Source organism: Acinetobacter sp. TR3, from assembly GCF_027105055.1.
Taxonomy (GTDB): Bacteria; Pseudomonadota; Gammaproteobacteria; order Pseudomonadales; family Moraxellaceae; genus Acinetobacter.
This window is the reverse complement of record NZ_CP114264.1, coordinates 2,280,567-2,307,046: the sequence shown is the minus strand read 5'-3', so window position 1 is coordinate 2,307,046 and position 26,480 is coordinate 2,280,567. Positions and strand designations below refer to the sequence as shown.

Genomic DNA, 26,480 nt, shown 5'->3' with positions numbered 1-26,480 from the left:
CCCCTCAAATAGAGGGGCTAATTCAGTTTAGAATATTAAAGATATTCCACGCTGACGATTTCGTATTCAACTTCACCTTGCGGTGTTTGAATTTTTGCTTCGTCGCCTTCGCTTTTACCTAAAAGACCACGGGCAATCGGTGAGTTCACTGAGATTTTATTGATTTTAAAATCTGCCTCATCATCACCTACAATTTTATAGGTCTTACGCTCTTCAGTGTCTAGGTTTTCAATCGTTACCGTAACACCAAACACAACACGACCATTTTGTTCAAGGGTTTTGACATCAATCTCTTGAGCTGCGCCCAATTTACCTTCGATATCCTGAATACGACCTTCGCAGAAACCTTGTTGTTCACGAGCAGCATGATATTCAGCATTTTCCTTCAAGTCACCGTGCTCACGAGCTTCCGCAATCGCTTGGATAATACGTGGGCGATCCACTGTTTTGAGCTGTTGTAATTCTTTCTCTAAGGCAACCTTGCCTTCAGGAGTCATAGGATAACGTTGCATTTCAGTCCCTCTAAATTGGTTGGGAAAATACAGGATTAAAAAAAAGAAAAAGCCCGCCACCGATAAGGTGGCGGGACTTATCGGTAAAGAATTAACCTACAGTTTGTAAATCTTGCAAGCGGTATACATCCATTGGCAATTTCACAGCAAATGCTTGGCAAACAGCTTCTGCGCCATTAATCGTCGTAGTGTAATACACTTTGCCTTGAAGGGCAGCACGACGGATCATCGCAGAGTCATATTGAGCCTGTTTACCTTCAGTTGTGTTGACAATAAGATGAATTTCACCATTTTTCAAGCGGTCTACAATATGTGGACGACCTTCAGTGACTTTGTTGACAGCTTCACATTCAATGCCTGCTTCTTTCAGAACACGATGTGTGCCATTAGTTGCAACAAGTTTGAAACCATAAGCAATTAACTGTTTAGCAATGTTGGCAATGTATTTCTTGTCTGATTCACGTACAGATAAGAAAGCATGCTTCACTTCACCTTCAGTTGGTAAGCCAGGTAAACGTTCGTTTGAACCAAGTACTGCTTTGTAGAATGCTTCACCGAATGTTTGACCTACACCCATGACTTCACCTGTAGACTTCATCTCAGGCCCAAGCATTGGATCAACGCCTTGGAATTTAGCAAATGGGAATACAGCTTCTTTTACTGCAAAGTGAGTCGGGATGATCTCTTTGGTGAACCCTTGGGATTCTAAAGATTGACCCGCCATACAACGTGCCGCAACTTTTGCTAAAGACTCACCGATACACTTAGATACGAAAGGAACAGTACGTGATGCACGTGGGTTCACTTCGAGTACATAAATGTCGTTGCCTTTTACTGCAAACTGAACGTTCATCAAGCCGATTACGCCAAGTTCTTTTGCCATTGCAACAGTTTGGCGACGCATTTCATCCTGAACTTCTTGTGAAAGTGAGTAAGGAGGAATTGAACATGCTGAGTCACCTGAGTGAATCCCTGCTTGTTCGATGTGCTGCATGATACCGCCAATCACAACGTCTTTACCATCAGATACGCAGTCTACGTCAACTTCAGTTGCATCATCTAGGAAACGGTCAAGTAGGACAGGGGCTTCATTCGATGCTTGAACTGCTTCACGAAGGTAACGTTTAAGTTCATCTTCGTTATAGACGATTTCCATTGCACGACCACCCAATACATAAGATGGGCGAACAACCAATGGATAACCGACTTTCGCTGCTTCTGAAATACCTTCTTCAGCAGATTTTACAATGCTGTTGTTCGGTTGACGAAGTTGCAAACGTTGAATCATTTGTTGGAAACGTTCACGGTCTTCTGCACGGTCAATTGCATCAGGAGATGTACCGATAATTGGTGTACCTGCTTCTTCTAAAGCACGTGCCAATTTCAATGGTGTTTGACCCCCGTACTGTACGATTACGCCTTTAGGCTTCTCTGTACGTACGATTTCAAGTACATCTTCAAGTGTTACAGGTTCGAAGTACAAGCGATCTGAAGTGTCATAGTCAGTTGAAACCGTTTCAGGGTTACAGTTCACCATGATAGTTTCATAACCGTCATCACGCATTGCAAGCGCAGCGTGTACACAGCAGTAATCAAACTCGATCCCTTGACCAATACGGTTTGGACCACCACCAATCACCATGATTTTGTCACGGTTCGATGGATTCGCTTCACATTCTTCATCGTAAGTTGAGTACATGTACGCTGTGCCAGATTCAAATTCGGCAGCACAAGTATCAACACGCTTGTAAACTGGGTAGACACCCAAGTTCCAACGTTGTTTACGGAATTGCTTTTGTGAAATACCCATCAAGTCAGCGATACGAAGGTCAGATAAACCTTTGCGTTTGAATGAGCGAATATTATCAGCGTTTAAATCACCAAAACCTAAAGTTTTTACTTGAGCTTCAGTTTTGACGATGTCTTCGATTTGGATCAAGAACCAACGGTCGATCTTAGTTGCTTCAAATACGTCATCTAATGAGAAACCATGACGGAATGCATCAGCGACATACCAAATACGCTCAGGACCAGGAACTTTAAGCTCTTTTAAGATGATCTCTTTGGCATTAGCAGCACCAACTTCAACTTTTTCATCAAAGCCACTGACACCCACTTCAAGACCACGAAGTGCTTTTTGTACTGATTCTTGGAAGTTACGACCAATTGCCATCACTTCGCCCACAGATTTCATCTGAGTCGTCAATACAGGCTCAGCTTGTGGGAATTTTTCGAAGTTGAAGCGAGGGATCTTGGTTACAACATAGTCAATAGCTGGTTCGAAGCTTGCAGGTGTGATACCGCCTGTGATGTCATTTTTCAATTCATCAAGGGTATAACCAACCGCAAGTTTTGCCGCGATTTTCGCAATCGGGAAACCTGTTGCTTTAGATGCAAGCGCAGATGAACGAGAAACACGAGGGTTCATCTCGATCACAACCATACGACCGTCTTTCGGGTTAATACCGAATTGAACGTTCGAACCGCCTGTTTCAACACCGATTTCACGAAGAACAGCAACCGATGCATTACGCATGATTTGATATTCTTTATCTGTCAATGTTTGAGCAGGAGCAACTGTGATTGAGTCACCAGTGTGTACGCCCATTGGGTCAAAGTTTTCGATCGCACAAACGATAATGCAGTTGTCGTTTTTATCACGAACAACTTCCATTTCGTATTCTTTCCAACCAATTAAAGATTCATCGATCAATAATTGTTTGGTTGGAGAAAGATCGAAACCACGTTCACAGATTTCAATAAATTCTTCTTTATTATATGCGATACCACCACCAGAACCACCCATCGTAAATGATGGACGAATGATCACTGGGAAGCCGAAACGTGACTGAATTTCCAGTGCATGTTCCATGGTTTCAGCAACATCGGCACGAGGACATTCCAAACCGATTTTACGCATGGCGATGTCAAACAGTTTACGATCTTCTGCTTTTTCAATCGCTTCTTTTGATGCACCAATCAACTCAACATTGTATTTCTCTAAAACACCGTTGGCATCTAATGCAAGCGCACAGTTCAATGCAGTTTGACCGCCCATGGTTGGGAGGACTGCATCTGGGCGTTCTTTTTCAATGATTTGAGCAACAGTCTGCCAAGTGATTGGCTCGATATACGTTGCATCCGCCATTGAAGGGTCAGTCATAATGGTTGCTGGGTTAGAGTTCACCAAAATAACACGATAGCCTTCTTCGCGAAGTGCTTTACATGCTTGTGCACCTGAGTAGTCAAACTCACATGCTTGACCGATCACAATTGGACCTGCACCAATAATTAAGATGCTTTTAATATCCGTACGTTTAGGCATTATTCGCTCCTTAATTACTTCTTAGATGCTTCAATAAGTTCGATGAAATGATCGAACAATGGAGCACAGTCATGTGGACCAGGGCTTGCTTCAGGGTGACCTTGGAAGCTGAATGCTGGTTTGTCAGTGCGATGAATACCTTGGTTTGTACCATCAAACAACGAACGATGCGTTACTTTTAAGTTTGAAGGTAAAGTACTCTCATCGACAGCAAAGCCGTGGTTTTGAGAAGTAATCATCACTGTACCATTCTCAAGATTTTGTACAGGATGGTTTGCACCGTGATGACCATGATTCATTTTCATGGTCTTCGCGCCAGAAGCAAGTGCTAAAATTTGGTGACCTAAACAAATACCAAATACAGGTAAAGTCGTAGTTTCAACAATCGTTTTTACTGCTTCAATCGCATAGCCACATGCTGCTGGATCACCAGGACCATTTGACAAGAACACGCCATCTGGGTTTAAAGCGAGAACTTTCTCAGCAGGGGTCTGTGCAGGCACAACAGTGAGTTTACAACCACGGTCTGCAAGCATACGTAAGATGTTGGTTTTGACACCATAATCGTATGCAACAACATGAAATTTAAATTCTGGTTGGCTAAAACCTTGACCTAAAGTCCAAGAACCTTCAGTCCATTCAAAGCCTTCAGGATCACAGCATTCTTTTGCAAGGTCTAAACCATTTAAACCACCGAATGCACGTGCTTTTGCAATTGCTTCTTCTTCAGTGATATTTTCACCAGCAAGGATGCAACCATTTTGCGCGCCTTTGTCACGTAAAATACGTGTCAATTTACGCGTATCAATATCAGCGATTGCAACAACATTATGTTGTTCCAAGTATTCACTGAGTGATTGTTCTGCACGGAAATTACTATGTAATAAAGGAAGATCACGAATAATTAAACCGTTCGCCCATACTTTATGGATGCGACCAGATTCAACGTCTTCGCTATTACAGCCTGTATTTCCAATATGGGGATAAGTCAGCGTCACAATTTGTTGCGCATAACTTGGGTCAGTCAAAATTTCTTGGTAGCCAGTCATGGCTGTATTAAAAACGACTTCACCAGTCGTACTTCCCGATGCACCGATAGACGTTCCTTTAAAGATCGTTCCATCTGCGAGGGCTAAAATGGCGGGGGTGCTCAAACCAAAGCTCCTGAACTAAAACCACAAAAATAGGGCTGTAAAAAAGCGAGAAGACATAAAAAAAGGTAGGCTGTCTTTAAAAACATGCCCCTCCTTCCAGTCTGCTCGCTTGTAACTTAACAGCGCATTATACGCATGAGTAGTTCAAAAGTCTATCTGTTTTATTGGTTAAAGCGAGTAATTGTAGTTTTTCTTTTATAAGTTTGACTGTTGTTATGTCTATTGCCAAATCAATCATTCTTCTATCTATATCATGAGATATTATGCAAATTGTCTAACAATTTTTTCATAGTCTACAAGTAAAGCGTTTTATCTTATATTTAGCCAAAAAATCAACAAACAATATAGAGGGGAAACACAATGGCTGATAATCAAACTACACCAGCAACTGAAGAAGTTGTGGTTGAAAAAACAGCGAAAGCAAAAGAAGTTGTTGCAGAGAAAACCGCTGAAGTCAAAGAAGCTGTTGCTGAAAAGACGGCAGAAGTGAAAGAGGTGGTTGCTGAGAAAACTGCAAAAGCGAAAGAAGTTGTAGCTGAAAAAACAGCGAAGGCGAAAGAAGTGATTGCTGAGACTCAGGAACAAGCGAAAGAAGTGATTGCTGAGACTCAAGAGCAAGTGAAAGAAGTATTGGCTGAAACCCAAGAAAAAATTGAGGCGGAAGCGAAAGAACTTAACCAAAATATCCAAAATCAGCTTGCACAAATTAAGCAAGACATTTTGCAGCGTATTGATGTTATTAAAACTCAACTGAATTCATCACAAGGTAATTTAGTTGAATTAACCAATGCATTAAAAACTGAGTTAAATGCTTTAATTGAAGATTTAACGAAGGTCAGCAAAGAGTTGAAAGATGACATTAGTCAAATTTCAGTGAAGCATAAAGATACTTTGGTTGGTAGCTTTAAGCGTACCAAAGAACAAGCGGTTGAAGCTTGGAATAAAGTGCGCGCAAGTTAATTGCAGATAGAAGAGCTAAAAAAGCGAGAAATTTATTTCTCGCTTTTTTATGATTAAAATTGATGTAACCAATCGCGTTTATTATGAAAGTCAGCTTGTGGGCTACTATGTTGCATTGCAAAATAGTGATTACCTTGCGTGGTATTAAAAACCGCACTTAAACCTAAATATAAGTCAGACCATTTCAATTTATTCTGTTGCATAAATTGAGATAAATCTAGACTGACATTTAAACCATAATGTGTGCGTTGCAAATGGTTCAACTCAATGTCATATGCAGCAACGGGCGGCATATCCTCTGGGAAGCGATATTCTTCAAATTGATAGGCTTGCCAAGCTTGAGAGGGAGAGAGATTGATTTCACGATAAAAATCTTCATCTTTCACACCAATAAAAATCTCAAAACAAGTCTGTTCCCATAAAAAGTCTTGGCGAGGATGAGCCTTGACTTGATCTGGGTAAATCAGAAACTGATTGGGATCACGAACCCAAAAACCAACATTTAATGTCGCTGGTGTTTGTTGCTCAATTGCTCCAACGACAGTAATAGCATTAAAGCGATCGAAAGCGGAAAGTTCATAACTTGCCATTTTGATTACTTGTTACTTAAGTGAGCAAAACGAACTAAATTAGAAAGATGCTGGTTTTGTTTTGCTGCTTTTTTATAAAGCAAAACAATTTTACCAATTTTTTGTACAGATTCAGCACCTGTCGCTTCAACAAGCGCATCAATTACTGCGGCACGTGCATCACGATCTTCACCTGCAATTTTCACTTTAATGAGTTCATGATCATTTAGTGCGCGATGAGTTTCTTCAATGACGTTTTCTGTAAGACCTTGGCCACCAATCATTACAACTGGATTAAGTGCGTGGCCAATTTGACGTAAACGCTTACGTTCATGGATAGATAAAGCCGCCATTAAAAATACCTAATTGGGAAAACGACCTAGTATAACTTGCATCCCGTTTCTAAGATAGATTTAGCAGACAGGCACTTGAAACAAATATGTGAAAATTAGGCAAATAGCCAATCATGGCAATCGGAAAAAATCTGTAAAAGTTCGTGTGAATGAACTACAACCGTACTGTAATGGGAGTAATTTTCACGTACAATGATCAATCAGAAGTTTTTTGAAATTTAGTGAGTTATGGCGACGCGCATTACCAATCAAAAATTGTCGAAAAGCAGCCGTGTGTGGATGAGAGAGCACTTGGATGATCCTTTTGTAAAGAAAGCACAAAAAGAGGGTTATCGCGCACGGGCAGCGTACAAGTTACTTGAAATCCAAGAAAAATATAAAATGATCAAACCGGGCATGACAATTGTTGATCTCGGTGCAGCACCCGGAAGTTGGTCGCAAATTGCAGGTAAACTGGTTGGATCAAATGGTTTAGTAATTGCTTCAGATATTCTCGCAATGGACGCTCTTCCAGATGTGACATTTTTGCAAGGCGACTTCCGAGAAGAAGAAGTTTTCGAAAAATTGTTAAATATTTTAAATGGGCGTCAAGTAGACGTTGTAATTTCAGATATGGCCCCCAATACATCAGGTAATAGGGCTGTCGATCAACCACGCCAGATTTACTTATGTGAGTTGGCATTAGATTTTGCTCAAAAAGTTTTAGGCCCAAATGGACAGTTTATTGTTAAGGTGTTCCAAGGCTCAGGATTTGATGAGTTTAGAAAACAGGTGGTCGATAGTTTTGATGTATTAAAAACAGCCAAACCTGCGGCATCTCGTGCTCGATCAAAAGAAGTTTTTTTGATTGGTCAAGGTCGTAAAAAGGCATTGCAATAAAAGTGTACTTGCCAAGTTGTTAAAAATTGTGCATTTTGTACCTTTTAAGTTTTTTGCAACGCAAATTCATTGCTGTTTTTGTGAAGGTCAGCCAAGATTAGGTATGATCAAATTAGATTGATATGGGAATAAAGCCTTGAGCGATTACTTCAAGAATGCCGTATTGTGGCTCATCATACTCGGTGTTCTGATTTTGATTTTTAGCAACGTCAGTGACCGCAATAAGCCTGCAGCGATGAAATATTCTGATTTCGTTGCAGCGGTAAATGCTGGGCAAATTAAACAAGTCACAATTGACGGTTTAAACATTAGTGGTGAAAAAACCAATGGTTCTTCTTTTGAAACGGTTCGTCCACAAGTAGAAGACACTGAATTGCTTCCAAGCTTGAATAAACAGAATGTAGTCGTTGAAGGTACTGCGCCGCAACGTCAAGGCATTTTGATGCAACTTCTCATTGCAAGCTTCCCTGTATTACTGATCATCTTATTATTCATGTTCTTTATGCGTAATATGGGTGGAGGCGCTGGTGGTAAAAACAGCCCAATGAGTTTTGGTAAGTCAAAAGCGAAAATGTTATCTGAAGATCAGATTAAGATTACGTTTACTGATGTTGCAGGTTGTGATGAAGCCAAGCAAGAAGTAGTTGAAATCGTTGACTTCTTGAAAGATCCTTCTAAGTTCAAACGTCTTGGTGCAACCATTCCTCGTGGTGTATTGATGGTTGGTCCTCCAGGTACTGGTAAAACATTATTGGCTAAAGCAATCGCTGGTGAAGCTAAAGTTCCATTCTTTAGTATCTCAGGTTCTGACTTCGTTGAAATGTTTGTTGGTGTCGGTGCTTCACGTGTTCGTGACATGTTTGAACAGGCTAAACGTCATGCACCTTGTATCATTTTCATCGATGAGATTGATGCTGTTGGTCGCCATCGTGGTTCTGGTACAGGAGGTGGTCATGATGAGCGTGAACAAACCTTGAACCAAATGCTTGTTGAGATGGATGGTTTTGAAGGTAATGAAGGTGTGATCGTCATCGCAGCAACTAACCGTGTTGATGTACTTGATAAAGCATTACTTCGTCCAGGCCGTTTTGACCGCCAAGTGATGGTTGGTTTACCTGACATCCGTGGTCGTGAGCAGATTTTAAATGTTCATTTGAAGAAACTTCCTTCGGTTACAGGTGTAGATGTTAAAGTCCTTGCGCGTGGTACTCCAGGATTCTCAGGTGCGCAACTTGCGAACTTAGTCAACGAAGCTGCGTTGTTTGCTGCTCGCCGTAATAAAAACACGGTGGATATGCATGACTTTGAAGATGCAAAAGACAAGATTTACATGGGTCCAGAACGTAAATCGATGGTGATTCGTGAAGAAGAACGTCGTGCGACGGCTTACCATGAAGCTGGACATGCCATTGTTGCTGAAATTTTGCCAGGTACAGACCCTGTGCATAAAGTGACAATCATGCCACGTGGTTGGGCATTAGGTGTAACTTGGCAGTTGCCTGAGCAAGACCAAACCAGCCATTACAAAGATAAGATGTTGAATGAGCTTTCAATCTTATTTGGTGGTCGTATTGCCGAAGAAGTGTTTATTAATCAAATGTCGACAGGTGCATCAAACGACTTTGAACGTGCAACTAAAATGGCGCGTGCAATGGTGACCAAGTATGGTATGTCTGATGCTCTTGGTGTAATGGTTTATGAAGATGAAAACCAAAGTGGTTTCTTTGGTAATGTGGGTAGCCGTACAATTTCAGAAGCAACTCAGCAAAAAGTTGATGAAGAAGTACGTCGTATCTTGGATGAACAATATAAAGTTGCTCGTGATATTTTGGAAAATAACAAAGATATCGCACATGCAATGGTGAAAGCGTTGATGGAATGGGAAACCATCGATCGTGACCAAATCCGTGACATCATGGAAGGTCGTGAACCACAACCACCTAAGGTCTATATTCCTGAAAATCCAGTGGCTGCATTTGAACCACCAAAAGATGGTCCATCTACACCACCACCATTACCAGCAATGGGTTAATGGTTGAAATCAAAGAGAGTCGCTAAAGAGCGGCTCTTTTTTTGTTCTTATTTTAGCCAACCTGAAAATAAATCAACAATGTTCACAGAATAGTCTTGTTAAACTAAAGTGATTCGTAAAGTGTTAAGAGTTTTTTGATAATGCAGTTGATGCCATTACCACAGCAGCAGTTACAATGTGGTCGTTTTACATTGGATTTATCCCAACCACAGATTATGGGTATTCTCAATGTCACCCCTGATTCTTTCAGTGATGGTGGACAGCATCATCATAAAGAACAGGCGGTTCAACGTGCTTTGCAGATGATGGAAGAGGGTGCAAGCATTATTGATATTGGTGGAGAGTCAACTCGCCCAAATGCATCACCCGTTGAGCTAGAAGAAGAAATTCAGCGTGTAATTCCTGTGGTGGAAGCATTATCCAAGTATGATGTGATCATATCGATTGATACCAGTCAGCCTGAGGTGATTCGAGCTGCCGTGAAAGCAGGTGCGCATATCTGGAATGATGTTCGTGCTTTAACTCGTCCACAAGCTTTAGAAACGGCGGCTGAATTAAATATTCCTGTGGTGTTGATGCATATGCGTGGTGAACCGACCAATATGAATCAGTTGGATCAATATCAGGATGTGACTGAAGATGTGATTCATGAATTACAGCAGCGGCTTAATCAAGCAATTGCAGTCGGAGTAAGCAAAGAAAATATTATTATCGACCCAGGTTTCGGTTTTGCCAAGAACGCACAACAGAATTTTCGATTACTCAATGAGTTTTGGAAGCTGAATCGGATGGGGTATCCAATCTTGTCTGGCTTGTCACGTAAACGTTTCATTGGTGAGGCATTGAATGGTGTACCTGCACAGGAACGTGCGCTTGGAAGTGTCATGGGGCATCTACTGAGTATTCAGCAGGGCGCTAGTATTGTTCGAGTGCACGATGTTAAAGCCACAAGCGATGCGATAAAAGTTTGGAATGCGATGCGTTTAGCTCAATAATTACAGAGAAATAATGAAGATAAAAATACATTCCAATACGATGTATCTTTATCTTTTTGCATACAATCACTGCAATCTCGTCATTCATTTAAAAGACATAAAAATTGGGGGATTTTATGATGCATCAATCTACAAAAATACTGACCTTAACCTTGCTAAGTTCCATGATGATCGCCTGTGGTAATCCCGTAAAGGAACGTAGCCATGTAGTCGCTCCTGCATCTTTGGTTATGTCTAATATGGCAGCGGATAGTACCCGAAAGATGATTGCTCCTGCTGCGTACATGGCGGCAATGCCTAGTCCAGAAAGCGTGCGGCTAGAGCAGAATACTGAAAAATATCAAAAGAATGAGGTCAATCCTATTTATAGGGTTGCAGATCAGGCAGTTTCAACTTTTAGCATTGATGTCGATACAGGCAGTTATAGCAATACCCGCCGTTTCCTGAATGATGGGCGTTTGCCACCAGTCGATGCGGTTCGTGCTGAGGAAATGATTAACTACTTTGATTATCAATATCCGCAGCCAAACAGCATTCACCCATTCTCGGTCACGACTGAAATTGTTGATTCACCGTGGAAAGAAAATGCCAAACTGATCAAAATCGGGATTCAAGCCAAAGACTTGGCAACCAAACAGTTACCACCAGCCAATTTGGTATTCTTGGTTGATGTTTCCGGTAGTATGGATGCAGCAGATAAATTACCATTGGTTAAGCAAACTCTTAGATTATTGACCGAGCAATTGCGACCTCAAGATAAAGTCACGATTATTACTTATGCTAGTGGTGAGAAACTCATTTTAGCACCCACTTCTGGTGATCAAAAAGACAAAATTTTAACCGTCATTAATGAATTACAGGCAAGTGGGGCAACCGCAGGCGAACAGGCAATTCAACTGGCTTATAAACAAGCTGAAAAAGCCTTTGTGAAGAATGGAATCAATCGCATTTTATTGGCAACTGATGGTGACTTTAATGTAGGTATTACTGACTTTAGTACTTTAAAAGGGATGGTGGCTGAGAAACGTAAAAGTGGTATTTCTTTAACGACACTGGGCTTTGGGACAGGAAATTATAATGAGCAGTTGATGGAGCAACTGGCGGATGCAGGAGATGGTAATTACAGCTATATTGATAATAAAAATGAAGCGAAAAAAGTGGTACAACGTCAGCTTTCGTCAACACTGGCAACGGTTGCTCAGGATGTAAAAATTCAGGTGGAGTTTAATCCTGCTACGGTAAAAGAATATCGTTTAGTTGGCTATGAAAATCGGATGTTGAAACAGGAAGATTTCAATAATGATAAAGTTGATGCGGGCGATATCGGGGCAGGGCATAACGTTACGGCAATTTATGAAATTATTCCAGTGGGGCAGCAAGGCTGGCTCAATGATTCACGTTATCAGGCATCGACAAAAACAGATGCAACGAAAAAATCTGAATATGCGTTTGTAAATTTGCGCTATAAATTGCCAAATCAAGAGAAGAGCATTCTTTTAAACCAAGCTGTAAAAGCGCAAAGTAAGTCCCTTGCTCAGGCCAATAGCGATACTCGTTTTGCCATTGCAGTGGCTTCCTATGCCCAGCAGCTAAAAGGTGGGCAATACAATGCTGCTATGGGCTGGGATCAAATTATTCAGTTAGCTCAGCAATCTGCAAAACCAGATCCTTACCAAATGCGTGAGGAATTTATAGAGCTTGCCAAGATCGCAAGAAGTTTAAGCGCTAAAAAAGACTAAATTATCTTTTTAAAAAGCGGTCGGAAAGATCGCTTTTTTTATGTCTAAATATCGTGATTTGTATGAGATTATGTTATAAGCATGGCGTTTTATTGGCATATTATTTTATTTATGTTCGAAGATCTCCTTCTCCCCATGTTTGATGATGAATATTATCCTGATATTCTCGTTGCCGAAGTTAAACAACAGATTAAATACTTTTCCAAAAAGGTGAGTCGTTCAGGTTTAACTGAAGCAGAAATATATCATTTTGCTCATCATACAATGATCGCAATTAATGAGATGAAACCCCAGTTTGAAGACTTAGATTCAAGTTTAGATGATACGGCTGCGGATTTCATTGCTGAAGCTATGATGATGATTGTGCAAGAAGCAGGTTATTTTGAGATTGAAATGGAACAATTGATTGCAAATCGAGAGTGGTAAAATTCACTCTCGATGTTTAGAAATTATAATTATTCCTTATTTGAAATATCACTCCAAAATTTAGGTAAAGTAATTTGACCTGAAATCCATGCTTCAATTTTAGGTTGTTTAATTTTTTGATAATAAATACTTTCGGTCTGAATCAGTAAGCCTAAAGTATCGCCTTTATTTAAACGTCCATTAATACTAGGTAATTCAATAGTTTGATTTTCTTTCGATGCTGAATCTTTATTAGAAATAACTTGGTCAAAAGTATGTTTTTTGCTTGGATTCAATGCTGTTGTTTGATCATTTAAAATAGCATATTTACCCGTTTTTCCAGATTTAATGGCCATAGAAATAAACAGTGTTGGTTCTACTTTATTATTTGGCGTTTCGATCTTTAAAGTGAGTTGTGGTGTACCCGTGATATATGCCAATTCAGTTATTGTATGGATCGGAGCAAACACAGCTTGCGAATTCTGAGGTTCAATCCAAGTTTTATTTAAGGTGTAATGTGTCGTTGCATCTAAATCTCTGAGCTGCTGAACGGGGCTTTTATCAACACATAACTCAGGTAAATCATTTGTTGTGGCTTGGTCTTTGAGTTTTTGATCAAACCATCCCACGATCGTGTCTTGTAATTTATATTTTTTTTTATTTCCACAGGTGACAGATTTACCAATATACCAAAAAGGAGTATCACCCAATGGAGAATGCTGTGCAAATGGTTGTAAATGTCCGCCTTGTACGCCGAGTAAATGGACTTCATGCTGCGCTTTCTGAATACATTGAGCCGCTTTAACGCCTTCATTAAAAGGAAATAATACATCTCTAAAGCCTTGGATAATGAGCGCATCTGCTTTTGGCGCTTGAGCATTTTCACAAAACCAACTGGCTTGATGTGTCTTTAGAAAATCATAAGTTGATTGTTTCAACTGACCTTGTTGGGTATCTTGATAAGCTTGTTTAAGTTCTGGATCAAATTTGTTCCAATTCCACCAATCCCCAATCAAATTTAAGAAACTTAGCCAATCTCCTTTTGGAACGCCATTGGGTACAAGGCTATCGACGATATCGTACCAAGTTGTGATTGGTACAATTGCTTGTAAGCGAGGGTCTAAAGCAGAAGCAATATATTGCACACCGCCTGCATAAGATTCGCCAATCATGCCTGTACGAACACCATTTTGATTTTGTGCCAGTTGTGGTAAGTTTTTTTCAGCCCAGTTCATAATGCTAATCACATCTTGAGCTTCTTTTTCGGGATCGGTTAAGCGGATTTTACCCTGACTATTTCCATGACCACGTTGATCATAGCTGATTACCCAATAGCCATTTTTCCACGCTGTTTTGGCTACTTGACCAGTCGGAAGTAAAAAACCATATAAGCTTAATTCTGGTCTTTTCATTCGAGATAAACCAAAACCATGGGTATGTAGCAGCAAAGGAGCTATTTGTCCTGCTTTTAAATGAGGTTGATACACTGTAAAGGCAATGATTGTTCCATCAGATGTGATTGTTTTTGCTTGAAAATAACGTTGTTTTAATTCTGTTGGTTGCGATTGAATTTTTTGAGGTTGAATTGTCGCATTGACACAACCTTGTAATAGCAAAAAAATGCCAAAGCAAAGCCATAAAATATTTGAACGCATAGATTCTTTCATCCTTGAGCAAATCTGTGGGAAATTCTAACTGGATGGTGTGTAGTTTACTGTGTCAAACTCGCCGAGACTATAAAAGGATAGGTCATTTTACCGACCTACCAGTTTTGTTCTATTTTATCTGACGTGAGTTGGAACGATAAGCATATAAGAATAACCCTGCACACAAGAAAATTAAACCTAAGATTAGGTGTGAGTTCAGTGGTTCATGATTGAAAAATATGCCCCATACATTTGCCAATACGGGGGTGATAATTGTAATTAACATGACTGTGGTTGGGTTGAGTTTTTGAATCAGATTGAAATAAAAAATCATCGCCAAAACTGATGAAAATACTGCGCTATACAACAAAGCAAGACTGACTTGTAGACTTGGAAACTGTACTGGTGCTTGAGCGATAAAGAAGGGTAATAAACACAGATAGCCAAACCATGAAATTAGCGTTGATCCTGTCGTTTGAATAATTGGGTGAATCTCCGCACCAATTTTTGCAACGAGAAACATGGAGATCACATAAAGTAAGACGGCAATAATTTCATAGCTAACACCAATGATATCCATTTGAATGTGATCAGAACCTATGCCCAGCGTGAGAGATAAGCCTAAAATGGCAATTATTAGCCCATACCATTGGCGTTTTAGAAAATGCTCACGTTTTAAAATAAAAACCGCAATCAAGCCAGACCATAAAGGTGCCGTTCCATAAATAATCGAGATCATTCCTGATGAGACTTTACTTGCACCCATATAGCAAAAAGCCATTGAACCAAATAATCCAAGCGCACCCGCCGCATAACTCATCATGGCTTTAAAGTTCAAGATAAGTTTAAGTCTGAAATAAAACAGACAAAGCAACGCAAGTGGAATGGCGAGGCTGAATCGAAGAAATAAACCCCAAGCCCAATGAATTTCATGCACAGTCCAGACGGCTGCTAATGGTGTAAATGACCAGATCAGCACAACTGCAATAAATTGACCGACTGTAGCTAGGCGAGGGTAAGTAGGGGCTACAGTCGGTTGAATCTGTGTCGTTTGTATAAAATTCTTTTGCTGAAACTGTGTCATGGAAATGCTCCTGTTGTCGTTGTGATTGCAACGCTGTATTTGAGTAATTAAAAATGAAGGCAATAAAAAAGGTCGCTCTTGAGGCGACCTGTACTTTTCAAATGATGAGCTTGTTAAATTGTCATCGGATGAAAGAGATATGCAAAGTCACCGTGCATAAAAATGCAGACACGTCGCCACATTGGATTGGCGGGAATGCAATCCTTAATGTGAATAAGACGAGTGGGTGAAACCTTGCGAATCAACATGTGAGAAATTTTAAAATAAGCTTTACATTTTTATAGCATAAGGCTTGAGTGAAAAATAGCCTTTGGCTTTAAAGCTTTAAAAATATGGCGAATAGAAGCGCATCAGATCAAGATTTTTTGGCTTGCTTAAATAAAGAATATTTCCATAATGTTGTCATTCGGATTTTCAAAGTAGTTTGCTCTTGTCTTCTTTAGAAATTATTGCCGTTATTATTAGTGTGATCGGTGTTGCACTCACGATAAAACGGAATATGTGGTGTTGGTGGTTTAATTTTTTGGCATTTATTTTATATGCTTACCTTTTTTTCACCTTTAAATTATACGGCGAAACGATTTTACAATTCTTATTTATGCTGATTAATTTCTATGGTTTTTATTATTGGCTGAAAGGTAAACGCCAAGACCATGAGATTCGGATCGAACCAATTGCAGCCAAAACGGTATTGATGCAAATGTGTTTAGCAGCAATCGGTGGATTATTATTTGGTTTAACACTTAAACATTTTACCGATGCTGCTGTACCGATCCTAGATGCGCAACTTGCTGCATTTAGTTTATTGGCAACCTATTGGACGAGTCGTAAACATATCGCAACGTGGGTACTTTGGGTATTTGTCGATATTGTCTATGTCGGTATGTTTATCTATAAAGAATTATTTTTAACTGCAGGTTTGTATGCTGCTTTTGTTTTGTTAGCAGCTTATGGTTGGTGGCAATGGGAGCAAGTTAAGCAGAAACAGTTGATGTCTCAAACATAAATAAAGGCAGTCAAACTGCCTTTATTTAGGAGTCTTGGATTATTTAGAGGTACTGAGATAACTTTGTACCGCTTGACGACCTAGCGCAGGGTCATCTGTGAATACACCATCTACGCCAGCCTTGAAGTAAAGTTGCATTTCCTTGATTGAACCTGTCTCACAACGCTCGGCTGCTTTGGACGTATCCTTACTACATTTTAAGCTGTCTGGTAGGAAATTATTTTCAGGGCGGAAGGTATAAGGATGTACTTTTAAATTGACTTTATGGGCATCTGCGATAAAAGAGGTGGTCTGTGTCATTGCGGCATCTTTAAAGACATAGACTTTCCATGGACCCACACCATTGGCGTAGGTCGAAACATCTTTGAGGCCTTGTGCCGTTGCTAGATCTGCATAGGTTTTAGGATTGTTTTGTGCAACATAATCTGCTGGTCTTGCTTCAGGTGAATCATAGAGCTGAATCAATTGTGCATGCTTAACACTCTTATGTAAATCGAGTTGGTTTTTTAAATATTTTAAATTTCCAACTTCAAAAGACTGTAAATAAATAGGGGCAATATCCCGGCTATATTGGTATTTGGATAAGGTTTTTAACAAAGTATCTTCCATTGCCAAATTCTGTTTTTGGAAATAGGTCGGGTGTTTGGTTTCTGGATAAAGACCAATAATTTTGCCCGTTTTTTGATAATGCTTTGCAGCTAAATCAATGATTTCATCGAGTGTCGGGATTTCAAATTGATCATTATATTGCGTATTGGCAGCACGATACTGGGGAATACGCTCACGTGCTTTGAGCTGTTTTAGCTCGGCCAAAGTAAAATCTTCAGTAAACCAACCTGTTAAACTCACGCCATCAATGGTCTTGGTTTTTTTACGGTCTGCAAACTGAGGAAGCGTTGCAACATTGGTTGTGCCGCTGATCTCATTTTCATGGCGAGCAATCAATATGCCATCTTTGCTTGATACCAAATCTGGTTCAATAAAATCAGCACCATCATCAATGGCTTTTTGATAGGATGCAAGTGTATGTTCTGGTCGAAGTGCGCTTGCGCCACGATGTCCGATGACCAAAATTTTCGGTAATTGATAACTCGATTGAGTGCTACTGTTTTGATCATTATTGTCATCATTACAACCCACAAGGCTGATGAGGCTAAGACAAACAACTGCTTTTTTTAACATTATGACGCTCAAATGTTTTTATTAAAGTCGTTAGTTTGTCGTGGAAATTTGTCAAGTGGATGACAGTTAAGTGATCGTTTTATGAAAATAATGAATTTTTTCAACTGAATGTTTGAAATTCAATATCTCATTTCAGGCTTTGATAAAGCGGGGTATGGAGGAAGATTATGACTTCTGTTTCCAATAAGGCCAATTTACTTCAGGCGTAAAACGATAATCACGATCTAACCAATAAGATTGCGGTGAAGCAGTTTTATTTTTAAGTCCCATGATGTGCATTAAATTGTTATCGAGTTCTGCTGTATTGAGCATTTTGTCTTTATTGACACCCGTGACTTGCATATTGTCATACCACATAATCACAGGAACTTGGTATCCTGCTTTTGTATTTGGGCTGTGACCAGCATAGTCAATTTCATGACCAACTTCATTTCCGTGATCTGAAACGACCATAAAAGATCTAAAGTCAGAATTATTATCAGCCTTTAGATCATCTAAAAATCTGGCAAGCAAGGAGTCTTCATATAACACTGCATTATCATAATCATTGCGTAGTGAACGAACCCAAGGATCAATATTGCGATTCTTGAGGTCGAGTTCGACAGCATCATTACTGTCTCCAGTAAATTTATTAAACGCTAATGGGTAACGTTCTTGGTAATTTGGATGTGCACCAATCAAATGAAGAATAATCAGTTTTTTAGGATCTGGATCTGCAAGAGCTTGTTGATAAACGGGAATAAGCTTTTCATCTAATGAATTACTACTTCTTCCTGATCGTGTATTTTTATAAACAGCCTTATCTGCATAAGAACCAAATAATGAAGATAAATAACTATCGTCTTGATTGCTTAACCAATAAATTTTATAGCCCGCTGCTCGAGCGTAAGCTAAAACGCTTTCTGAAGAATATTGATCATGTGCAGATGCAGGACTTTCAGTCAATAAAACACGTAGTGCATTAATCGTTGAAGGAGAAGGTGAAAATGCATTACAAAAGATTTTTAACTCATCCAGTTTTTTTGCTAATTCTGGAGTCGTCTCACGTTGATAACCACAAACACCTAAATTTAGACTTGTTAAACTCTCTGAAAGAACTAATACATGTGTTTGTTTCTCAACCTGTTTTTTTGTCAGAGTTAAATTTTGTTTTGCACTGATGTCCCATTGTCGGTGTACATTTTGATGTTGTTTAATTCTATTTTTAAAATCCTGAAGTTTTGTTTGATAGTCTGACCAAAAAATGATGGGATGAACTTTACGTGATGGCTTCATTAAATAGCTTGTTATTGTTAATAAAACAAGTAAAACGATACAACTACGATAAATTCGACTCTGCCACATTTGATCAAGATGGTGAGCTTTAATCAGTTTGAAAGTAGAAATACTGTAAATAATTAGCAAGCAAAGTAGGCTAAAAATCACACTTAAGATTGTGCTTAAGTGTAGTTGTATGAATTCCCGCGTTTCCTGCTGACTGGTATTAGCAATTGCTTCAATAATAAAATAGGCTTCATTATCACTATTAAATAAAAACCACGTACTCGAACGTAGTAGTACATCAAGCCAAGTCGCAAACCACCATAAAACTGTAAGTCCATACCAATATTTTTTTTGTGTTTTAATGGCAAGCCAAATTAAACCTACACCTGGCAAAGAAAGAAATCCCAGTCTTAGACCATCAGACAAATTACCAGCAATACTGAGTATCCCCCCAGTAATTAATGCGGGCAATAGAATTAGGAGCAGAATATTAAAATGTTTAAAACTGGCCTTCATATATGCCTAGAAAAATAAGGGAGCAACAGGGAGCGTGCTACTATCGGTTTAAGTAAGTGGAGTGTCAATCTAAAATTAAGAAGTATTTGATTGAATAGTAAATTAAATTTTTGATCCCATTTTTTTTCGATGAAATATGCTGATGATCAATAAAAAAATCCATTATTTCTCCGTAATTTTCGCTTTTTGCAATGATATGTTAATAAGGATGGTGTTTCCTTGAAACCTCGGTAATGATCGTAGATTGAAAGAGCCTCTATTTTCCTATCTTTTTGAAAAGATTGACTGTTTCCACGATGGAATGAGCAGCCATGCTATCTAAATTTTTTATTGAGCGTCCAATTTTCGCAGGTGTGCTTGCCATTATTGTTATGGCATTAGGAATACTCGCAATTCTGAATTTGCCAGTTGAACGTTATCCTGATATTGCTCCACCGAAAATTACAGTATCGACCAACTATAGTGGCGCTGATGCCAAAACAGTTGAACAAAGTGTAACTCAAGTTTTAGAGCAACAAATCCAAGGGCTCGACCATTTACTGTACTTTAGTTCAACCAGCGATGCAGCTGGTCGTAGCCGTATTACGATTAGTTTTGAAAATGGCACAAATCCCGATACAGCACAGGTTCAAGTACAAAATAAAATTAGTGGCGTGATACGCCGTCTCCCAGATGCGGTACAACGGCAGGGAGTAAATGTCACTAAGTCCTTGGGTGATACCTTTATGGTGATTGGACTGTATGACAGTGCTGGGCAAGCAAATAATATTGCGTTGTCTGATTATCTATCTACGCATGTCCTTGATAATTTAAATCGGATTGATGGCGTCGGTGAAACAGATGTTTTTGGATCGCAGTATGCAATGCGAATTTGGCTAGATCCAAATAAATTGACTCAATATAATTTAATTCCAAATGATGTCGTTACCGCGATTACTACACAAAATACACAGGTTGCAGCAGGTGCGATCGGAGATTTGCCTGTTGTTCAAGGTCAATACTTGAATGCAAAAGTAACAGCAGGTTCTCGTTTAAAGACGATTCAAGACTTTGAACAAATTATTGTGAAATCAGATGTATCTGGAAGTTTTGTTCAATTAAAAGATATTGCTCGAATTGAATTAGGGGCAGAAAATTATCAATCTTTTAATACGATCAATGGTTATCCAGCTGCAGGTCTTGGCATTTCTTTATCTTCGGGTGCCAACGCAATTCAAACATCTAAACTTATTCATCAAACTTTAGATGAACTCTCTAGCAAGCTTCCAACAGGGTATAAGATCGTTTATCCAAGAGATAATACTCCCTTTGTACAAGAATCTATTAAAGAGGTGATTAAAACACTTGTCGAAGCAATTGGTTTAGTTATTTTAGTCATGTTTCTTTTTCTTCAAAGTTGGCGTGCGACGCTTATTCCAAGTATTACTGTACCGATCGTGATTTTAGGGACTTTTGCGGTACTTGAATTACTTGGATTTAGTATTAATACCTTAACTCTTTTTGCATTGGTGCTTGCGATTGGTTTGTTGGTTGATGATGCAATTGTTGTAGTAGAAAATGTTGAACGGCTTATGCATGAGCAGCATTTGTCACCCAAACAAGCAGCCGTTGAATCTATGCAAGAAATTAGCGGTGCATTGATTGGAATTACCATGGTGTTAACAGCCGTTTTTATTCCAATGTCTTTCTTTGCTGGTTCAATTGGGGTTATCTATCGTCAGTTTTCAATCACTTTGGTTGCTGCGATGGTCTTATCTTTAGTAGTCGCCTTGGTGCTTACACCCGCTTTATGTGCTTTGATTTTAAAGCCAAACCATCAACCTAAGTCATGGGCGATTCGGTTCAATAACGGGATAGACACACTTAAAAATAAGTATTTATCTCTAGTGCAAAGCATGCTTCGTTATAAAATCTCTGTATCTGTGATTTTTATTGCATTAATTGCCGTATTTGCTTTGTTCTATAGCAGTCTGCAAAGTAGTTTTTTACCAAAAGAAGACCAAGGAATATTAAGTGTTCAATTTAAATTAGTGGATAGTGCACCACTTTCAAAAAGTCAGGAGGTCGGTGAGGCAATTCGTCAGTATTTTCTTCAGAATGAAAAAGCAAATGTCAATTTAGTGCTTATTCGTTACGGACGAAATAATTCTGGAACGGGGCAAAATCTTGGACAAGGCTTTGTTTCATTAAATCATTGGGACAACCGTACTGGGAAGAAAAACTCTGCTGAAGCTATTCGCAAGAGAGCACTTAAATATTTTAGCCAATTTCCCGATGCACAGATTAATGTGACATTGCCTGCTTCTGTAAATGGATTAGGCGCAACAGATGGAATGGATTTATGGATTCAGGATATCAATGGGCAAGGTGAACAATTCCTCGATCAAAGTTTTAAACAGCTGCAACAGTTGGGACAAAAATATTCAAGTTTTGAAAACTTAGATAAACAATCCACTGATAGTAAAGCTACTTTGAATGTGAAGATTGACCATAAGCAAGCGATGGTAAATGGTTTAAATCTAAATGAAATTAATAGTACTTTGTCGACCGCATGGGGTGGGACATATGTGAATGACTTTATTGACCGTGGTCGAATTAAACAAGTTATTTTACAAGGTGATGCACCATTTCGTTCTAAGCCTGAAGACCTATATAGCTGGTCAGTACGCAATAATCAAAATCAAATGGTACCTTTTAGTTCATTTTCAACGACATCATGGGGTGGGACACCAAGCATTGTGCAACGCTATATGGGATATAGTGCTTTGCAATTACAAGCTAACGTTGTCAGTGGTCAATCTTCAGGCCAAGCCATGAAAGATATTGAACAGTTGGTGGGCCAACAAGAAGGCTTAGGTTTGCTATGGACTGGGCTTTCTTATCAAGAGCAGCAATCGATTAATCAAGCAATTTGGCTATATTTAATTTCTATTGCATTTATTTTTCTATGTTTAGCCGCGTTGTATGAAAGTCTGCGTATTCCTATGGCTGTGATGACCGCAATTCCTTTAGGGATTGGCGGTAGTATTATTTTTGCCCATATTTTTGGTTTACCAAATGATGTTTACTTTCAGATCGCTTTACTTACAACAATTGGCTTATCCTGTAAAAATGCAATTTTGATTGTTGAATTTGCAGCGATGGCACAAACACAAGGAAAAAATGCCATTCAAGCAGCACTACAAGGTGCAGGGCTGCGTTTGCGTCCTATTCTAATGACGTCTTTTGCATTTGGCGCGGGAGTCATTCCACTGGTTTTTGCATTTGGAGCAGGGGCTGTAAGCCGTCAGGAAATTGGTATCAGTGTTTTAGGTGGTGTGATATTCGGGACAGTGTTGGTACTGATATTTATTCCATTTATGTTTGTACTGGTTGCTAATATCTTTAAACCTAAAGAAGAAATTGAAATTTTTAAATAAAAATAATGAAAGCCAAGCAATAGAAATGAATTATTCATGGATTCATTTAAGACATGAATTGTTCATTTTTGTTGTGTAAGTTGAGAATATAAAAAAATATTTGTAGTATGGCTCTGCCGTATAAACGGTTTAACTAGGTTTAATGCCCTAAATGGACACGCAGAGTTGTAGTTTAATCCAAATTACACATTTTTATATTCATCAAAATCTGAATGAAGCTTCTTATTCGACAGTAAAATAATTTGTTGCGTTTAGCCTTTCATTGCAGATGATTTGTAGTGAAGAGGCAGAAATGAGCTACAATAACTTTTTATATTTATTAAGCGACGCACTCAAAAATAATCATATTGATCTTGCACTTGCATCAGTTAAAACCTTTCAAGCCATCGATATTGCAGATGTATTAACACAGCTTTCTGCTGAGCAAAGTCAATTGCTGCTCACACATTTATCTGATCGTGCCTATGTCTTTTCCTATCTTCCTCCCAGTGAACAAGTCAAACTCGCCCAAGCCATGCCCAGAAATATTTTGGCTGAAATTATTGGCGAAATGTCCTCGGATAAACGTGCGGACGTGTTCAAATGTTTGGATCAAGAACAACAAAATGCGTTGTTGCCTGCTTTGGCACAAGCAGAACGCGAAGATATACGTCAACTATCTTCCTATTTAGAGGGAACGGCAGGCTCAATCATGAGCTCGGAATATGCGACTTTAAAACCGAATATGACGGTCAATGATGCGATTAAAATGCTGCGTCTCGAAGCTCCTGATACCGAAATGATTTATTTCGCTTATGTATTGGATGAAGCACGCAAAATTCTCGGGGTTTTATCTTTAAAGCAACTGATACTTGCGCCTGAAGAGCAAAATATTAATGAGCTCATGGAAACCAATGTCTTAACCGCTTATGTGGATACAGACCAAGATGAAGTGGCAAAAACCATTGCACGTTATGATTTATTAGCACTGCCGATTATCGATCATCAAAACATGATGGTCGGAATTGTGACCTATGATGATGCGATGGACGTGGCCAGCGAAGAGGCCACCGAAGACTTCTTAAAAGTTGGTGCGGTCAATGCATCATCTAAACTTAGTATTAAGTCAGCACCCATTTTGCAGCTTTATCAGAAGCGTGTTTTTTGGCTGGTTTTCTTGGTGTTTGGTAGCTTGTTGTCAGGGATTGGTATTGCCCACTATGAAGATGTAATTGCGAAAAATCTGGTATTGGTTTTCTTTTTGCCATTATTGGTGGGAAGTGGAGGCAATGCTGGTTCGCAATCATCGACCCTTATGGTGCGTGCTTTAGCGACAGGTGATGTGCAATTTAAAGACTGGTTCCATCTGCTCGGACGGGAAAGTTTGGTCGCTTTATGTTTAGGGGGAACTATGGCGGTTGCCGTGTCATTGCTGGGTTATTTCCGTGGTGATGAGATGGTAGCTTTAGTTTTGGCGCTGAGTATGATGGGCATTGTATTGATGGGCTGTCTAATAGGAATGAGTTTACCGTTTATTTTAAACAAAGCTGGACTCGATCCCGCCAGTGCTTCCGCGCCATTGGTCACCTCGATTTGTGATGCGACAGGTGTGTTGGTGTATTTATTCATCGCTTCGATGATTTTATTCTGATTGGTAATAATAATTGTACCGACAAAACGGAAAATCTACTTTATTCTCAAGCATAAACATGGTTTTTAGGTTGAGTGAATGACTGCTCCAACAGAACAAAAAAAATTAACTCAGCAGCAAGCGATTGCTGTTGAACGTGATTTAGCAAAATTTGCCAATACCATGGACAGTTTGGTTCGGATTCCGTTCACCAAACAAGGTGTTGGAGCCGATGCTGCACTGAGCACCATTCCATTTGCAGGTGATATCGCAGGTTTTATTCTAACCCTGTATGCATTTAAAAAGGCGAGGGAGGTCGGTGTACCACAGCATAAATTGAAGGGTGTGGTCAAACTGGCGATTATGGATATGTTGGTCGGTTTTGTACCGATTGTCGGTACCTTATTTGACGTATTTATTCGTCCAAGTCGCAAGACACTGGAAATCGTACATGACCATATCCGTGAAGAATATCAAGTGCACAGTGATATTCATGTGGTGCATCCATTCTTGCATGAATCCCTAGAACAAAAGCAGAAAACTTCAGCTTTCTGGCGTAATCCGATCGTAAGTTGGATTTGGTTACGTATCCCAGATTTATTGGGTATTGCCGTACTAATTTTATTGCTTGTTGCAGTTTGGGCAGGTTTTAGTTATCTGTGGCAGTTTTATCAATCTTTTCAAACACACTAGATTTTAAGCAAAAATAAAGCCTCCATAACGGAGGCTTTATCATTTATCTGATACTGATTATTGAACATTTAATTGCTGTAAAGCGGCAACACGTTGTTCAATGGTTGGGTGAGTTTGGAATAAAGCCGCTAAGCTAAAGCCTTGTTCCTTACCTTCCGCAATTGCAAATGCTTTCATTTCTTTTGGCATTTGATCTGGCATTTCTGACTCTGCCTGTAAACGAAGTAGAGCAGAAATCATTGCTTGTTTGCCTGCTAAACGTGCACCAGCTTCGTCTGCGCGATATTCACGTTGACGAGAGAACCACATTACAATCGCAGAGGCCAAAATACCAAATACGATGTCGAGTACAATCGTAATGGCAAAATAAGCAAGACCAGGTGCTTCACCATCTTCACGACCGAACACATTACGGTCAATAAAGTCACCTGCAATACGTGCAAAGAACATCACAAAGGCGTTCACTACACCTTGAATCAATGCAAGGGTCACCATGTCGCCGTTGGCAACGTGACCGATTTCGTGCGCAAGTACAGCACGAAGTTCATCTTTGTTCATACGCTCAAGTAAGCCTGTCGAAACAGAGACTAAAGCATCATTTTTATTCCAACCTGTCGCAAATGCATTGGATTGGTAAGAAGGGAAAATACCAACTTCAGGCATTTTAATACCTGCACGTTGAGAAAGTTGTGCCACTTCTTGTAGTAACCAAGCTTCTGCTTGACTACGAGGAGCATTTGGGTCAATTAATTCAGTTCCAGTGGTTTTTTTCGCCATCCACTTCGACATGAATAAGGAAATTAAAGAACCCACCATACCAAAGACAAAACAGACGACTAAAAGGTTGCCTAGATTCAAGCCACCCGCGCCATGGTAACTACCGACACCGAAGAGTGACAAGATAATGCCAGCTACAACCAGTACCGCGAGGTTGGTCAGCAAGAACAAACCAATCCGCATCATTGAGAAAATCCTCTTATAAATAAAAACTGATCTGATTTACAAATTATAAATCATAACGCTAATATGCAGGGCGAACCCTAAAAATTCAAGCAAAAAATGAGCGTAGATACATTAAGCTAATAAAACAATAGAAGTGTTTTAAGAAGAGGGAAACGACTAATTTATTTGAAAAAAAC

20 protein-coding genes are annotated in these 26,480 nt (G+C 39.5%); 10 read left to right on the top strand and 10 right to left on the bottom strand.

What is annotated here, in order from left to right:
- Positions 1-35: 35 nt before the first annotated feature.
- The 3 genes from greA to carA form a co-directional block, all read right to left on the bottom strand.
- A complete protein-coding gene (gene greA, locus O1449_RS10915; protein ID WP_018676937.1) occupies positions 36-512 on the bottom strand; it encodes a transcription elongation factor GreA in 477 nt (158 codons plus the stop codon).
- A 91-nt stretch (positions 513-603) separates the two neighbouring features.
- Positions 604-3,837 carry a carbamoyl-phosphate synthase large subunit gene (carB, locus tag O1449_RS10910; RefSeq protein WP_269228466.1) on the bottom strand — a complete coding sequence of 1,078 codons (3,234 nt, stop codon included), beginning with the start codon at positions 3,835-3,837 and terminating at the stop codon, positions 604-606.
- Between the two features lie 14 nt (positions 3,838-3,851).
- The gene (carA, locus tag O1449_RS10905; protein ID WP_269238323.1) at positions 3,852-4,991 is read right to left on the bottom strand and encodes a glutamine-hydrolyzing carbamoyl-phosphate synthase small subunit; all 1,140 of its coding nucleotides are present in this window, start codon (positions 4,989-4,991) and stop codon (positions 3,852-3,854) included.
- A gap of 360 nt (positions 4,992-5,351) precedes the next feature.
- Between carA and O1449_RS10900 the strand changes: the two genes are divergently transcribed.
- Positions 5,352-5,951, top strand: a complete 600-nt coding sequence (locus O1449_RS10900) for a hypothetical protein (protein WP_269238322.1) — start codon at positions 5,352-5,354, stop codon at positions 5,949-5,951.
- Between the two features lie 53 nt (positions 5,952-6,004).
- On the opposite strand, the gene O1449_RS10895 is transcribed toward O1449_RS10900, so the two are convergent.
- Positions 6,005-6,541: a DOMON-like domain-containing protein gene (locus tag O1449_RS10895; protein ID WP_269238321.1), complete on the bottom strand. Its 537-nt coding sequence runs from the start codon at positions 6,539-6,541 to the stop codon at positions 6,005-6,007.
- 5 nt (positions 6,542-6,546) lie between these two features.
- Positions 6,547-6,873, bottom strand: a complete 327-nt coding sequence (gene yhbY, locus O1449_RS10890) for a ribosome assembly RNA-binding protein YhbY (protein WP_004660805.1) — start codon at positions 6,871-6,873, stop codon at positions 6,547-6,549.
- 228 nt (positions 6,874-7,101) lie between these two features.
- Here yhbY and rlmE point away from each other — a divergent pair, with 228 nt between their 5' ends.
- From rlmE to O1449_RS10865, 5 genes are all read left to right on the top strand, one after another.
- Complete coding sequence (rlmE, locus tag O1449_RS10885; protein ID WP_269228463.1) at positions 7,102-7,752, top strand: 23S rRNA (uridine(2552)-2'-O)-methyltransferase RlmE; 651 nt, start codon at positions 7,102-7,104, stop codon at positions 7,750-7,752.
- Positions 7,753-7,888: 136 nt separating this feature from the next.
- On the top strand, positions 7,889-9,784 hold the full coding sequence (ftsH, locus tag O1449_RS10880; RefSeq protein WP_087536934.1) for an ATP-dependent zinc metalloprotease FtsH: 1,896 nt from the start codon (positions 7,889-7,891) through the stop codon (positions 9,782-9,784).
- 140 nt (positions 9,785-9,924) lie between these two features.
- The gene (gene folP / locus O1449_RS10875; RefSeq protein ID WP_087546589.1) at positions 9,925-10,779 is read left to right on the top strand and encodes a dihydropteroate synthase; all 855 of its coding nucleotides are present in this window, start codon (positions 9,925-9,927) and stop codon (positions 10,777-10,779) included.
- Positions 10,780-10,898: 119 nt separating this feature from the next.
- On the top strand, positions 10,899-12,518 hold the full coding sequence (locus O1449_RS10870) for a vWA domain-containing protein (RefSeq protein WP_269239706.1): 1,620 nt from the start codon (positions 10,899-10,901) through the stop codon (positions 12,516-12,518).
- 111 nt (positions 12,519-12,629) lie between these two features.
- Entirely contained in the window at positions 12,630-12,944 is a 315-nt protein-coding gene (locus O1449_RS10865) for a DUF5713 family protein (protein ID WP_269239705.1), read from the top strand.
- Positions 12,945-12,973: 29 nt separating this feature from the next.
- Here the strand turns inward: O1449_RS10865 and O1449_RS10860 are convergent, their stop codons facing one another.
- Complete coding sequence (locus O1449_RS10860) at positions 12,974-14,578, bottom strand: CocE/NonD family hydrolase (RefSeq protein WP_269238320.1); 1,605 nt, start codon at positions 14,576-14,578, stop codon at positions 12,974-12,976.
- A 121-nt stretch (positions 14,579-14,699) separates the two neighbouring features.
- Positions 14,700-15,653, bottom strand: coding sequence for a DMT family transporter (locus O1449_RS10855; protein ID WP_269238319.1), 954 nt, complete (start codon positions 15,651-15,653; stop codon positions 14,700-14,702).
- 430 nt (positions 15,654-16,083) lie between these two features.
- Here O1449_RS10855 and pnuC point away from each other — a divergent pair, with 430 nt between their 5' ends.
- Positions 16,084-16,659, top strand: coding sequence for a nicotinamide riboside transporter PnuC (gene pnuC, locus O1449_RS10850; RefSeq protein WP_269238318.1), 576 nt, complete (start codon positions 16,084-16,086; stop codon positions 16,657-16,659).
- A 39-nt stretch (positions 16,660-16,698) separates the two neighbouring features.
- Here the strand turns inward: pnuC and O1449_RS10845 are convergent, their stop codons facing one another.
- Positions 16,699-17,841, bottom strand: coding sequence for a glycerophosphodiester phosphodiesterase (locus O1449_RS10845; protein ID WP_269229861.1), 1,143 nt, complete (start codon positions 17,839-17,841; stop codon positions 16,699-16,701).
- 165 nt (positions 17,842-18,006) lie between these two features.
- Positions 18,007-19,620 (bottom strand): phosphoethanolamine transferase, encoded by a 1,614-nt coding sequence (locus O1449_RS10840; protein ID WP_269238317.1) that lies wholly within the window; start codon positions 19,618-19,620, stop codon positions 18,007-18,009.
- A 311-nt stretch (positions 19,621-19,931) separates the two neighbouring features.
- Between O1449_RS10840 and O1449_RS10835 the strand changes: the two genes are divergently transcribed.
- From O1449_RS10835 to O1449_RS10825, 3 genes are all read left to right on the top strand, one after another.
- On the top strand, positions 19,932-23,039 hold the full coding sequence (locus O1449_RS10835) for a multidrug efflux RND transporter permease subunit (protein ID WP_269238316.1): 3,108 nt from the start codon (positions 19,932-19,934) through the stop codon (positions 23,037-23,039).
- Between the two features lie 292 nt (positions 23,040-23,331).
- A complete protein-coding gene (mgtE, locus tag O1449_RS10830) occupies positions 23,332-24,669 on the top strand; it encodes a magnesium transporter (protein WP_269238315.1) in 1,338 nt (445 codons plus the stop codon).
- A 78-nt stretch (positions 24,670-24,747) separates the two neighbouring features.
- The gene (locus O1449_RS10825; protein WP_269238314.1) at positions 24,748-25,341 is read left to right on the top strand and encodes a DUF4112 domain-containing protein; all 594 of its coding nucleotides are present in this window, start codon (positions 24,748-24,750) and stop codon (positions 25,339-25,341) included.
- A 57-nt stretch (positions 25,342-25,398) separates the two neighbouring features.
- On the opposite strand, the gene htpX is transcribed toward O1449_RS10825, so the two are convergent.
- On the bottom strand, positions 25,399-26,304 hold the full coding sequence (gene htpX, locus O1449_RS10820; protein ID WP_004660837.1) for a protease HtpX: 906 nt from the start codon (positions 26,302-26,304) through the stop codon (positions 25,399-25,401).
- Positions 26,305-26,480: the final 176 nt, after the last annotated feature.